We start from the raw sequence: 12608 nt of genomic DNA, 5'->3' as shown, positions 1-12608 counted from the left end.
ATTCGGTCACCACGGCAGGCGACATAAGGCCTCCAGTAGCTGGAAGGTCAAGGCATGTCTGGGTTAACGATCGGGCGGGCGGCGGAGACATCTGGCCTGCCGGTAAAGACGGTGCGTTATTATGCCGATATCGGCCTGATCGCGCCGCGGGGACGATCGGCGTCCGGCTATCGCGTCTATGGCGGGGAGGAGGTGCGACGCCTCACCTTCGTTCGCCGTGCGCGGGCCTTTGGGTTTTCGGTGGAAGAGTGCCGGGAACTGCTGAGCCTCTATGACGATCGTGGCCGGGCGAGCGCCGATGTGAAGCGGATCGCGATGGCTCACCTTGTGGCGATCGACGCGCGGCTCGACGAATTGCAGCGCCTACGCGACGAGCTTCAGCGCCTGTCGGATGCCTGCGCCGGCGATGAAGGCGCGGAGTGTCCGATCCTTGGCGCGATGGCCGCGGACGGCGGGATTTCGGACCGCAGATAGGCCATGATCGCGTCTGCGCCCCGCGGAGCGGTGGGCCCGTCGAGATCGCCGAATGTGTCGTGTATATAGACAGCCTGCCGTTCCCGATAATTGTCATGCGTCCGGAATGCCTCGTTCAGACCGGCCTCAAGATCTTCTATGTCCTCGATGACCGGTCCCAAGGTCCAGAAGCGGAAATCCTCTGTACCCCGCCAATCGATCTTGTGCGCGTTGAAGAACAGGCAAGGGCGGGGGCGGGTCAGAAACTCGGCAACCTGGCTGCTGACATCGCCGAGATAGAGATCGGCGCCGAGCGTGTAGGTCATGTCGGCGGCGGCGAGGCTGCCCAGATCGATCCGCATATGATCCAGACCCTCATAGGGTTTGAAGGCCGCGCATTTGTCCCGCCGGGGCGGATAGAAGAGGCGGATATGGGGCGCGAAAATCAGGTTGTACCGGCTGTGCGCGGCGAAGAAATTCAGCACGTGCCGTCCCCAGACTGGCCAGGATGACAAGCCCTGCCGGAAGTGCGGGTTGTAGAGAATTGTGGGACGTCCGTTTAAAAAGGGGCGGGGGTGGGGCATGCGCTGGACGAGATCGAACTTGGCGTAGACGCCGGTGGCGTAATGGCCTGCGGAAATCACATGCTCTTCCTGCAGGCGCTGCTCGATCTTGCCCCCGGCCATCAGCACGAAATCGAACTGGCTGATTTTTTGCTGGAAGCCGCTTGCTCGGTCCCCCGCGCCGTGCCGGGTCCAGATGAAACGGGGCCGCTTCAGGATATGTTTGAGGATGAGCGTCGTCCGCTCCGGCACCACGAGTGCGTCGAAGCTGCTGAAGTAGCGGACATTGTAGAGGAGGGCGAGGAGCTTGGGCGCGATAGCCTGCGCGGGGCGCGCGATGCGGCGGCCGACGAGGCTGGGGAGGCCGAGCGGCTCGATGACCGGATGCGCGTCGGGATAGTAGAGACGAGCGATGTGGCGGAGGAAGGAGAGATGGGCGGGTGCGGCGGCGGCGATGTGCACCTCGGCATCATCGTGCCTGCGGGCGAGTTCCAGCGCGATGGGGAGGGCGTGGAAGGTCTGGTGCGGCTGAGCGATGAAGGGGAAGCATATCTTCATGAGCGCACAATCGAGATCGTGGCTGGCCCATCATCAACCGGGGAGGGGGCGCGGAGCTCCGGCTAAGTAGCTCAATGAAAAGAAAAAAGGGCGACCCGTGAAGAGCCGCCCTTCCTTTTCCGTAAGATCCGGCGCTTGGCCGGAAGCAGCTTACTTGAGCTCGACGGTGCCGCCGGCTTCTTCGATCTGCTTCTTGATCTTTTCGGCTTCGTCCTTGTTGACGCCTTCCTTGATCGGCTTCGGAGCGCCTTCGACGAGCGCCTTGGCTTCGCCGAGGCCGAGACCGGTGATCGCACGGACTTCCTTAATCACGTTGATCTTCTTGCCGCCGTCGCCGGTGAGGATGACGTCGAATTCGGTCTTCTCTTCAGCAGCCGGAGCAGCAGCGCCGCCAGCGGGGCCAGCAACCGCAACAGCTGCGGCGGCCGAAACGCCCCACTTTTCTTCAAGCGCCTTCGCGAGGTCGGCGGCTTCGAGGACGGTCAGCGCGGACAGCTGATCGACGATGGAATTGATGTCTGCCATTTTAAGTCTCCAATTCGGGCTAAGGCCCGTAAAGTCAGTTCAGTTCTAAAATCAGGCGTCTGTCTTGGCGGCGAAAGCGCCGAAAACACGCGCAAGCTGTGCGCCCGGCTCGTTGATGGTACGGGCAATCTTGGTCGCCGGCGCCTGGATAAGGCCGATGATCGTTGCACGCAGTTCATCAAGAGACGGAAGCTCGGCAAGCGCCTTCACTCCGTTGACGTCGAGGAGCGTGTCGCCCATCGCACCGCCCACGATTTCGAACCTGTCGGTCGTCTTCGCGAAGTCGACGACCACCTTGGCGGCCGCGACGGGATCGGTGGAGGTGGCGAGCGCCGTCGGACCCGACAGCATGTCGCTGATGGGTGCGTAGGTCGTGCCCTCTACGGCAATCAGAGCGAGCGTGTTCTTGGACACCTTGTAGCTGGCGCCAGCGTCACGCATCCGGTTCCTGAGCGTGGTGGACTGGGCCACCGTCAGGCCGAGATTGCGGGTGACAACCACGACCGCGCTCTCGCTAAACGTCTGCTTCAGCTGGGCAACCTGCTCGGCCTTTTGAGCTCGATCCATGCCTCTACTCCATTTCGCGCGACGGACCATCCGCCGCGCGGGTACATATTGTCCGAAGGGGTAGGGCTGACGGCCTGATCTGTTCAGGCAGACACCGATGCGGCTTGAAAGCGCGCCCGGCTTGAAACTCTTCCCCGTCTAGGCTGGACATTAAGGAGGCCAAATCGCCTCCACCAACTGTCTCGGACGGATGCCGGACGAGCGAACCCATCCGGCAAGCCCGCGCCTCTACCGCAATCCCCCGCAAAGTCAACCGCCAAGCTGAGCCTGAGCTGTTGGATGGCTTCGAGGGAAAGTTGATGAAATTGATGCTCTGACGATGTTTTCCAGGGCTCGCTTTGATGCGCGGAAACGGGCTTGTCGTGTGAGGCGTGCGCTTGGGATGGGGAGGGAGCGGCATCCCGCGACGCTGGCAGAAGAAACCCTACATTGGAAGGGATTGGGTGCTCCCCGAAGAATAGGAGCACTCCCTTTTCATTCGAAGGGCAGACGAGGGCGGTAGCGGCCGCGCGGCGCTCTGCCGCCTGGCACCCATATCGATCATTCGTAATGCCGGTTTTCGGAAATAGAAGCGGTGCTCTAGCCGCCGCCGGGCGCCTTTGATCCCATGGGCCGCGCATTGGGCGGCGGGCGATCCCCGCGTCGCCCATGGTTCCAGTCGATGCGATAAAGATCGAAGCGGCGGTCGGACAGATTGCGCACCGTGCCCTCCGCGCGCGCCCAAGTGAGATCGGCGAGGTTTACGTCGGCGATCGTCAGCGTTTCGATATTCTCGCTTGCTTCCGCCGCGATACCGTCGCGGGCGAACGGGAAATCGCAGGGCGTGAGGATGCAGGACTGGGCATATTGCACGTCCATATTGTCGACGCCGGGAAGGTTGCCGACATTGCCGGACAGGACGACGAAGCACTGGTTCTCGATCGCCCTTGCCTGCGCGCAATAGCGCACCCGCATATAGCCTTGGCGATTGTCCGTGCAGAACGGCACGAAGATGATCCGCGCGCCTTCATCCACCAGCCGCCGGGCAAGTTCCGGAAACTCGCTATCATAGCAGATGAGCACGCCTATCGGGCCGATATCGGTCTGGATCACCTCAACCGAATTCCCGCCCTTGATCTTCCACCAATAAGCCTCGTTCGGCGTCGGGTGGATCTTCTCCTGCGCGTGGACCGATCCGTCGCGTAGGCAGACATAGGCGACATTCTGGATGGTGCCGTCTTCGGTGCGTGTCGGGTGCGATCCGCCCACGATGTTGATATTGTAGCGCAGCGCCATGCGCGACAATTCGGCGACGATCGGCGCGCGGTGATCGGTCATCCGGTCGATCGCCTCCATCGGCGACAGTGTCTCCTTCTCAAAGGAGAGCAGCGACATGGTGAACAATTCCGGAAACACCACGAAATCGGAGCGATAGTCCGCCGCCACGTCGACGAAATATTCGACATTGTGGACGAACTCGTCGAAATTCTTCACCGCCCGCGCCTGGAGCTGAACGGTGGCGAGGCGCACGCTTTCTACATCGCGGGGTACGCGAAAGGCGGGCGGCTCGTTCGGATCGACATAAGGGTTGCGCCATATCATGTGGGCGGCAAACCCGTCGGAGGCCTTGTCGAAGGGGAGATATTTGCGAAGCACCCCGATCGGTGTGAACCCGTTCGAAAGCTGAAAGCCGATGACGGGGTCGCGAAACTTTCCTTCGCGGACCTGATCGAGATAATCTTCCGGGCTGGCCACTTTCGACTTCGCCCGAGCATAGCCCGGCATTCGGCCACCGAAGACGATGCCGCGCAACTCCAGCCGCTCGGCCAGCGCACGGCGCGCTTCGTAGAGACGCTTGCCGATCCGAAGGCCGCGCTGCCGTTCGTCCACGGCCATTTCGATGCCGTACAGCCAATCCCCGGTCGGGTCGTGGCGGCTGCCAAAGCCATTGCCGGTGATCGTCGCCCAATCGTGCGGCGCCAGCGCGATCTCTTCGTCGATCCGCGACGAGGCGCAATAACCGACAATCTCGCCTTCGAAGACCGCGACGAACTGCCCTTCCGGGAAGTTGTTGATCTGGCCCCGGACCTGCCCGGCGCTGTAATTTTCTATGCCAGGATAAGCGCGGCTGATGAGCGCTAGTATGCCCGGTACGTCGGTTGGAACGGCCGTGCGCACTTCCAGCGTGGCGGGCGATTTGCTCGGCATGGTCGCTAAAGCCCTATTTCCTGCTCTTGCGCGCCGCGTAGCGCGCATCGCGCGCGGCCTTGCGCTCCGCCTCGGTAAGCGGCGTTGGGATAGAGGCGGCCTTCTCGGCGGCCTTGGCGGCTCGCGCCTCTTTGGCGGCGCTTTCCGCGGCCTTTTTTGCCTCGCGCTTTTCGGCTTCGGCGGCTTCGCGTCTTGCGCGCGCCGCCTGTCGCTCCGCGACGACCGCCTCGTCAACGGGCGCCTTGGACCGCAGGGCATCAAGTGCTTTCTGCTTCGCTTCCATGGCCCTGCCGACCCGGTCCTGGAAGGACGGATCCTTATATGAACTCATGTCTCATCAACTCCTGAACTTGGCTAGATACGGTTATAGGCCGCGCCTGTTCCAGAAACAGGGCGGCCAACAACCGGGAATGGGCGTAACGGCTTACTTCGTCGCGAACTGACCGGCTTCCGCGCCATAATGCTCCTTGGCATGAGCGCGGGCGGCGGTGGCCGTCTTGAACAACTCGTCCTGCAAGGTGGAGGTCACCAGCGGATAATGCTGTGAATTATATCGCGTTTCACGAACTGTAAGGCGGAAATGGCCTTCCTCGTCCTTGGCGATCAGGTACGGGCGAATGGCGCTTCTCGACATGAATGTCTCCGATATTCGAGTGAAAGAGCAGGGTGCTGCCACCCAAAAAGGTTCAGGCAGCTCGCAGGTTGATCGCCGAGGTCTTGCCGCGAGCGTCCGTTTCAAGCTCGTAACTCACCCGCTGATCCTTGTTCAGCCCCGGGAGGCCGGCGGATTCCACGGCGGTGATGTGGACGAACGCATCGGCGCCGCCCGCATCGTCGGAGATGAAGCCGTAGCCCTTGTCGTAGTTGAAGAATTTTACGGTACCGACGGTCATGCGCGTCCTTTCACGGTGACGGGTTTTCCGCGTGCCACCGGCGCAGCGGAGCCATTGAAGCGTGAAAGGGAAGGAGAGGCGCACGCGGCGCGACAAATTCCGTCGCAGGCGACGTGAGCAATTCCTATGTAAGATCAGGAGGGGCGACTTGCAATATCAGCTCGCTCCGGACGTGGTGCGGCCGGGATCATTAACCCAATCATCGGTGGCCCGAACCGCTTCGGCCTTATGCAGTGACGGTGCGAGGAGGCGCTTTGATAGACTGAGCTCTTGGCGCCCGAGAGTCACCGCGCCCTTTTCTCCGCGCGCCATTGGTCGAGGCGTTGTTGGTAGCAGCCCGTCATGCCGCCGCTGCCGACGGCGGAGCAGCTGTCGGGGCGGGTGTGGCGCATGTCCTGGTTGAGGCCTTCCATCTGCGCGGTCCAGGATGTGCCGGGGGCGCCAGGGTCTTCTTCCCTCTTTCGCAGATCCTTGGGGATGCGGTAGCGGTCGGCTTCGGGGAGGCGGCCGCAGACGACGATTTCGTCGGGTGTCTCGGGCTCCGGGCAGGCATCATTGCCATAGACCATGAGGTTGATGGTGCGCGTCGCCTGCTCCACCGGCTCGGCATCCTGCGCGTAAGAAGGGGAGGCGAGCAAGAGGACACCCGTCAGCCATGCCGCCCGCTTCATCGTCATCCAATCCTCCACGGGCGGACCGGTTGCCGCCCTTTCGCCTGTTCCATGGGGAAGCTGCATGGCGGATGAATGAGGCAGGCGTTCGGGCCTCAAGTGGCTCGGGTTTCGAACGAAATTAGAACGGCTGTGACGGAGGCGGGGTTTCGGGGATCAGCCGGTCCGGATCGTCCTGACCCGGATCGGGCGGGATGGTTTCGGGCGGGCTGGTGTCGGGCCGGTCGGGCGGAAGCTCAATCGGCGGGCTTTCCGGCGGCGATTGCGGCGTGATCGTATCGGGGATTTCAGGCTGGGTTGCCATGGGGGCTCTCCTCACCCTCAGCCAATGATCCGGGCGCGACGATGTTCCCGCCGCTTCCGCCCGCCGCCGCGCATCCTATATCGAGGTGAGGGGAATGTGATGGCCGCCAAAGACCGCGTGAAGAGGCTGATCGGCGTCGGGCCGTTGGGCCGCGCGGTGAAGCAGTGGATCATCGGGCAAGTGCGCGCGGTGGGTCGCGATAAGGCCGGGGCGAGGGCCCCGTGCAGCGTTCCGATCATGCGCTCTTTCCGGCGCATTCCGTGGTGCGGCACGTGCATGGCGATTTGACCGATAGAAAAAGGCCGGAGCGTTTCCGCCCCGGCCCTTCATGCCCGGATCAAAGTATCACTTTGATCCGATTGTTAGGCGCCTGCCACTTCGGCAGTGTCGATCTTGAGGCCTGGGCCCATGGAAGAGGACAGAGCGACCTTCTTCACATACTTGCCCTTGGCGCCAGCCGGCTTCGCCTTGACGATCGCGTCGACGAAGGCGTCGAAATTCTTGCGAAGATCGGCGGCGGAGAAGCTCGCCTTGCCGATGCCGGAGTGGATGATGCCGGCCTTTTCGACGCGGAATTCCACCTGGCCGCCCTTGGCCGCCTTCACGGCTTCGGCGACGTTCGGCGTGACGGTGCCGAGCTTCGGGTTCGGCATCATGCCCTTCGGGCCGAGAACCTTACCGAGACGGCCGACGATGCCCATCATGTCCGGGGTCGCGATGACGCGGTCGAAGTCCATCTGGCCGTTCTGGATCGCTTCCATCAGGTCTTCGGCGCCGACGACTTCAGCGCCGGCGGCCTTGGCTTCGTCGGCCTTGCCGGCGCGGGCGAAGACGGCGACGCGAACGTCCTTGCCGGTGCCTGCGGGCAGGGTGACGACGCCGCGGACCATCTGGTCGGCGTGGCGCGGATCGACGCCGAGGTTTATCGCGATTTCGACGGTTTCGTCGAACTTGGCGGTCGCGTTGGTCTTCACGGTGCCGATGGCTTCATCGACGCCATAGAGCTTTTCGCGGTCGAGGGTGGCGAGTGCCTTCTGCTTCTTGGTCAGCTTTGCCATGATATCAGCCCTCCACCACTTCGAGGCCCATCGCGCGGGCGGAGCCTTCAATGATCTTCGTCGCGGCTTCGAGGTCGTTCGCGTTCAGATCCTTCATCTTGATCTCGGCGATCTCGGTGAGCTTGGAACGCGCGATCTTGCCGGCGGACACCTTGCCCGGCTCCTTCGAGCCCGACTTGAGGTTCGCGGCCTTCTTGATGAGGAAGGTGGCGGGCGGCGTCTTCGTGATGAACGAGAAGCTGCGATCCGCATAGACGGTGATGATCGTCGGGATCGGCATCGCCTTTTCAAGGTCGCCGGTCGCGGCGTTAAACGCCTTGCAGAATTCCATGATGTTGACGCCGCGCTGACCCAGAGCAGGGCCGATCGGCGGCGACGGATTGGCGGCGCCCGCGGGCACCTGGAGCTTGATATAGCCCGTAATCTTCTTAGCCATTTTTTCTCACTCTATTTCAAGTTTAGCGGTTCAGACGGACGCAAGCGTCCTCCCGCAGATTTCCGACTACGATGAGTTGGAAGAGCGCGCCCATAGCGGATGCCGTCACGAAGAGCAACCGTCGAGAAGGGGCTGGCCAGCGGCAGTTCTCGCCTTACAGTCCGCCCAACCATAAGCCGGATACAGGGGAATGCCATGAAGCTCAGGATCGCCTTTCTTCTCTCCGTCGCGTTGGCAGCGCAGGCGCCCGCGCAACAGGCGGCACAAACCGCGCCGGGCGGAGACATTCCCGCCAACTTCACGCCGCCGATCGAGGCGCGCGACTATGTGAAGCGGGAAGTGATGATCCCCATGCGCGACGGGACGAAGCTGTTCACCGTCATCGTCTATCCCAAGGGTCTCACCAACGCGCCGATCATCCTCACCCGCACGCCTTACAACGCGGCGGGACGGGCGAACCGGATGGACAGCCCGAATATCCTGTCGACGCTGCCGCTGTCGGACGAGCCTTTGGTAAAAGCGGGCTATATCCGCGTCTATCAGGATATTCGCGGTAAATACGGGTCGGAGGGGGATTATGTCATCACCCGGCCGGTCAAGGGGCCGCTCAATCCCACTGACGTCGATCATGTCACCGATGCCTATGACACGATCGAGTGGTTGGTGAACAAGGACAATCTGCCCGAATCGAATGGCCGTGTGGGCATGATCGGATCGTCCTATGAAGGCTTCACGGTCGTCATGGCGCTCCTCAATCCCCATCCGGCGCTGAAGGTCGCGGTGCCGGAAAGCCCGATGATCGACGGCTGGATGGGCGATGACTGGTTTCACAACGGCGCCTTCCGCCTCGCCAATATCGGCTGGATCGGATCGCAGACCGGATACAAGGGCAAAGGGAGCCCGCCCGCCACGGGCATCTACGATAATTATGAGGAATTCCGCCGCATTGGCGGCGCCAATGAATGGGCGAGGGCTTCGGGTTTCGATCAGCTGCCCGCCTGGCAGAAGATGGTGAAGCATGTCGCCTATGACGAATTCTGGCAGGGACAGGCCCTCGACAAGATGCTCGCCGCCAATCCGTCCAATATCCCGACATTGTGGGAACAGGGGCTGTGGGACCAGGAAGATATTTATGGCGCTATCACCGCGTGGGAAGCGCTGAAGGCCAAGGGCAAGACGGGGAATAACTTCCTCGTTATGGGGCCGTGGCGACACAGCCAGATCAATCGGGAAGGCCGTTCATTGGGGCCGCTCGAATGGAATGGGGATACGGCGGCGCAGTTCCGCGAGGAAATGGTGCTACCGCTGTTCAACCAATATCTGAAGGATGGCCCTCCCGCCAATCTCGCCACCGCGACCATTTACAATACGGGGGAGGACAAATGGGAGCGGTTCGCCGATTGGCCGCTGGCCTGTCAGCAGGGCTGCCAGGCGCCGCTCACTCCGATCTATCTGCAGGCCGATGGCGGCCTGGGCTTTGAAAAAGGCTCTGCCGGAGGAGACAGCTATGTGTCCGATCCCGCCAAGCCCGTCCCGCATCTGCCGCGCCCGGTGAATTTTGGGGACGGACGCTGGGGCGACTGGCTGGTGAGCGACCAGCGCCATGCCGATGGACGCCCGGACGTCATGACCTATCAGAGCGCGGTTCTGACGGAGCCGATGCGTCTGTCCGGTGCGCCGATCGCCGAAATCTTTGCCAAGACGACGGGCACGGACGGCGATTTCGTCGTGAAGGTTATCGATGTCTATCCGGACGAGGTCGCGTCCAAGCCGGAAATGGGCGGCTATCAATTGCCGATCAGCCTCGACATCTTCCGAGGGCGCTATCGCGACAGTTTCTCGGACCCAACGCCGATCCCGGCCGGCAAAACGCAGCGCTATCGCTTCCGCCTGCCGACGGTGAACCATGTCTTCCAGCCGGGGCACCGGATCATGGTGCAGGTCCAGTCGTCGCTATTCCCGCTTTACGACCGCAATCCGCAGAAGTTCGTGCCCAATATCTTCCTCGCCAAGAAGGCGGACTACCAGAAGGCCACGGTGACCCTTCAGCGCGGCGGCAAGGACGCAAGTGCGATCTGGTTGCCCCTGGTGCCCGCGAAGTAGCGCGAGAAGGGGTAGGCAAGCCATAGAGCGGGTCTTCGCCATCCTCGCTATAACAGCTGAAAGTCCATGCTCCGGCGGAGAGCCGAGGCATGGACTTAGAGGTTAACCTCAAAAACCCGCGCGGAGACCGAAGAGAAGGTTGCGGCCCCGCAGGGGCGCGGCTTCCTTGATGAAGGAGGCGTGGTTGTATGCTCGCTCATCCAGGAGATTGGTGGCCCGGACGAAAAGCTCGGTCTTTCCATCCGTCGCGACCGGCAGGCGGTAGGCGATGGTCGCATTGACCATATTGTAGCCGCCCGTCTCCGTTTCGAAGTCGGCAATGCTGTCCTGACCGAACGTGCGGTAATATTCGAGATCGGCGTGGAGCGGGCCGGTGCCGCCTTCGACGCGGGCACCGAGGCGTCCGGCCGGGATGCGGGGGACGTTGCCCAAGCCATCCTTCAGCTTCGCGCGCACATAATCGCCGAGCAGCGTGACCGCGACGCCCGAGCCGAATTCATGCGTGATCTCGCCATCGATACCGGTGAAGCGCGCATCCGCCTGCGTGTAGCGGATCAGGCGGAAATCTTCGAAGCGATCAAGCGTGTCGGCAAAGATGTAGCCGTCGAAATCATTGTGAAAGAGGCCGAAGGTGAAGGTTGTTGCCCCGGTCGTCTTGCGGAAGGTAAGGCCCGCCGAGAGCGACGTTTCCTCATCAAGCGCGGCGTCGCCAAGTTCGTAGGTGTTGGTGGCAAGGTGAACGCCGCGTGCGAACAATTCTTGCGTATTCGGCGCGCGCTGCGAACGAGACAGGGAGAAGGCGACAGAATAGCCGTTGCCGCTCTCCCAGATTGCCGCGCCGGAAAGCGACAGAGGCGAATGTTCGGCTTCGCGGTCGAGCGTGGTTTCGATCTTCTGCCAGTCCTGACGCGCGGCCAGTTCAAGCGTGACCGGTCCGACGCCGAGCCGTTCCATCAGAAACAGGCCGGTATTGTGCGTCGTGCTTTCGGGCAGGAAGGCATCGGAACCCAAAGCGCTGAATTTGCTGCGCGATGTCTGGACGCCGATGATACCGTTCAGGCCGCCGATCGGCGCATGCTCGACCTCGAGGCGTGCATCATAGCCCTTATTCTTGAAGGTGGTTGCGACGCCATCCTCGGCATGGTCGTGATCGTGACCGTCCTCGGCATGTTCGATCTCGTCATGCTCATAATCGGTGATGCCCGCGCGCAGCCGGACGCTTTCGATCGCCGCGATCGGATTGCGATATTCGCCGCGAATGTCGAAGCGGTCGCTGCGGAGCTTCACATAAGGCGGCTCGTGATGCTCTTCCTCCTCATGGCCATGGTCGTCGTCAGCATCGTCATGGCCTCCGCAATGGATGCTGGAGCCGTGGGGATGGCAGCCTTCATATTCGTGGCTGTGGCCGGGCAGGCCATATTCGCTGCGCTGGCGCGTATAGGCGACGCCGAAATAGCCGTCGTCGCCCACCCAGGAACCGCCGAGCGTCGCGGTGCGGCTCTTGTTATAGGAGCCCGCAACTTCGCCGAGGTCCGGCACGCGATAATTCTCGGTATCGCGATAAACGCCCTCGGCGCGCAGGGCGAAATTGCCCAGGCCGACGGTGATGCCGCCGACTGCGGCGCGTTCTTCGTCATTCGATCCGGCGCGAAGTTCGACGACGCCGTCGATGCCGCCCTTCGGCTGTTCCGTCGGCACCTTTTCGTCGATAAGGTTCACCGCGCCGCCGATCGCGCCGCCGCCATAGAGCAAGGCGGAGGGGCCGCGCAGGATTTCGATGCGGCGGAGCAGCAGGGGCTCGGCCGCGATGGCGTGGTCGGGGGAGATAGCGGAGGCGTCCTGAATTTCGGCGCCATCGGCCAGCACCCGGACGCGCGGAGAGGTCTGACCGCGGATGACCGGGCGGCTGGCACCGCCACCGAACGTATCCGCATTGATGCCCGGTTCGCTGGCCAACGTTTCGCCAATCGTCGCCTGCCGCCGGTGAACGAGGTCGTCGCCCGCAATAACGGTAACCGGTGTCGCCACGTCATGGACATCGTCGACAAGCGGGACGCCGGTCACGACGATGGCGTCTTCCTCGGCCGTGACCTGGGCATTGGCTATGGCCGGAAGGGCGCAGGCGGACAGCAGCAGGACGCGGTGCTTCATTTCCCTCGATAATCCTTCAAAGTGTGATATGATGTATCATTCCTAGCGGCGGCTAAGGCGAACTGCAAGGGGGAATTGTTTGCCGGGCATATTGTCTAATCAGCTGGTTTAGAGGCCAGTCATTGCGAGCGCACCGAAG

General features: G+C 62.3%; 15 protein-coding genes. 3 read left to right on the top strand and 12 right to left on the bottom strand.

All coding sequences use genetic code 11. The features are described from left to right. The first annotated feature begins 54 nt into the window (after positions 1-54). Positions 55-474 carry a MerR family DNA-binding protein gene (locus tag C7I56_RS07785; protein WP_106640017.1) on the top strand — a complete coding sequence of 140 codons (420 nt, stop codon included), beginning with the start codon at positions 55-57 and terminating at the stop codon, positions 472-474. Here the strand turns inward: C7I56_RS07785 and C7I56_RS07780 are convergent. The 9 genes from C7I56_RS07780 to C7I56_RS07740 form a co-directional block, all read right to left on the bottom strand. Next, on the bottom strand, positions 378-1574 hold the full coding sequence (locus C7I56_RS07780; RefSeq protein WP_199792360.1) for a hypothetical protein: 1197 nt from the start codon (positions 1572-1574) through the stop codon (positions 378-380). The two genes, C7I56_RS07785 and C7I56_RS07780, sit on opposite strands and share 97 nt — an antisense overlap. A gap of 150 nt (positions 1575-1724) precedes the next feature. Beyond that, positions 1725-2099 carry a 50S ribosomal protein L7/L12 gene (rplL, locus tag C7I56_RS07775; protein ID WP_106640016.1) on the bottom strand — a complete coding sequence of 125 codons (375 nt, stop codon included), beginning with the start codon at positions 2097-2099 and terminating at the stop codon, positions 1725-1727. A 51-nt stretch (positions 2100-2150) separates the two neighbouring features. Then, positions 2151-2666, bottom strand: a complete 516-nt coding sequence (gene rplJ / locus C7I56_RS07770) for a 50S ribosomal protein L10 (protein WP_106640015.1) — start codon at positions 2664-2666, stop codon at positions 2151-2153. A gap of 579 nt (positions 2667-3245) precedes the next feature. Next, positions 3246-4853 (bottom strand): GNAT family N-acetyltransferase, encoded by a 1608-nt coding sequence (locus C7I56_RS07765; protein ID WP_106640014.1) that lies wholly within the window; start codon positions 4851-4853, stop codon positions 3246-3248. Positions 4854-4866: 13 nt separating this feature from the next. Next, on the bottom strand, positions 4867-5184 hold the full coding sequence (locus tag C7I56_RS07760; RefSeq protein ID WP_106640013.1) for a DUF6481 family protein: 318 nt from the start codon (positions 5182-5184) through the stop codon (positions 4867-4869). A 93-nt stretch (positions 5185-5277) separates the two neighbouring features. Further along, positions 5278-5487, bottom strand: coding sequence for a hypothetical protein (locus C7I56_RS07755; RefSeq protein ID WP_106640012.1), 210 nt, complete (start codon positions 5485-5487; stop codon positions 5278-5280). Positions 5488-5539: 52 nt separating this feature from the next. Beyond that, positions 5540-5746: a cold-shock protein gene (locus C7I56_RS07750; RefSeq protein WP_106640208.1), complete on the bottom strand. Its 207-nt coding sequence runs from the start codon at positions 5744-5746 to the stop codon at positions 5540-5542. Between the two features lie 284 nt (positions 5747-6030). Then, positions 6031-6423, bottom strand: coding sequence for a hypothetical protein (locus tag C7I56_RS07745; protein ID WP_158703047.1), 393 nt, complete (start codon positions 6421-6423; stop codon positions 6031-6033). 115 nt (positions 6424-6538) lie between these two features. Further along, positions 6539-6721, bottom strand: coding sequence for a hypothetical protein (locus C7I56_RS07740; RefSeq protein ID WP_106640010.1), 183 nt, complete (start codon positions 6719-6721; stop codon positions 6539-6541). A 99-nt stretch (positions 6722-6820) separates the two neighbouring features. On the opposite strand from C7I56_RS07740, the gene C7I56_RS07735 reads away from it, so the two are divergent. Beyond that, positions 6821-7009 carry a hypothetical protein gene (locus tag C7I56_RS07735; protein ID WP_106640009.1) on the top strand — a complete coding sequence of 63 codons (189 nt, stop codon included), beginning with the start codon at positions 6821-6823 and terminating at the stop codon, positions 7007-7009. A 74-nt stretch (positions 7010-7083) separates the two neighbouring features. Here C7I56_RS07735 and rplA read toward each other — a convergent pair whose 3' ends face one another. Together rplA and rplK are read right to left on the bottom strand one after the other, a co-directional pair. Further along, a complete protein-coding gene (gene rplA / locus C7I56_RS07730; protein ID WP_106640008.1) occupies positions 7084-7779 on the bottom strand; it encodes a 50S ribosomal protein L1 in 696 nt (231 codons plus the stop codon). A gap of 4 nt (positions 7780-7783) precedes the next feature. After that, positions 7784-8215 (bottom strand): 50S ribosomal protein L11, encoded by a 432-nt coding sequence (rplK, locus tag C7I56_RS07725; RefSeq protein ID WP_106640007.1) that lies wholly within the window; start codon positions 8213-8215, stop codon positions 7784-7786. 195 nt (positions 8216-8410) lie between these two features. Between rplK and C7I56_RS07720 the strand changes: the two genes are divergently transcribed. After that, positions 8411-10318, top strand: coding sequence for a CocE/NonD family hydrolase (locus C7I56_RS07720; RefSeq protein WP_106640006.1), 1908 nt, complete (start codon positions 8411-8413; stop codon positions 10316-10318). Positions 10319-10426: 108 nt separating this feature from the next. Here C7I56_RS07720 and C7I56_RS07715 read toward each other — a convergent pair whose 3' ends face one another. Then, positions 10427-12469 carry a TonB-dependent receptor domain-containing protein gene (locus C7I56_RS07715; protein WP_106640005.1) on the bottom strand — a complete coding sequence of 681 codons (2043 nt, stop codon included), beginning with the start codon at positions 12467-12469 and terminating at the stop codon, positions 10427-10429. Positions 12470-12608: the final 139 nt, after the last annotated feature.

Origin of the sequence: Allosphingosinicella vermicomposti (assembly GCF_003012815.1) — a bacterium.
In the GTDB taxonomy this organism is placed as follows: domain Bacteria; phylum Pseudomonadota; class Alphaproteobacteria; order Sphingomonadales; family Sphingomonadaceae; genus Allosphingosinicella; species Allosphingosinicella vermicomposti.
Note: the sequence above shows the minus strand (reverse complement) of the source record. Positions and strands in the feature narration are given on the sequence as shown.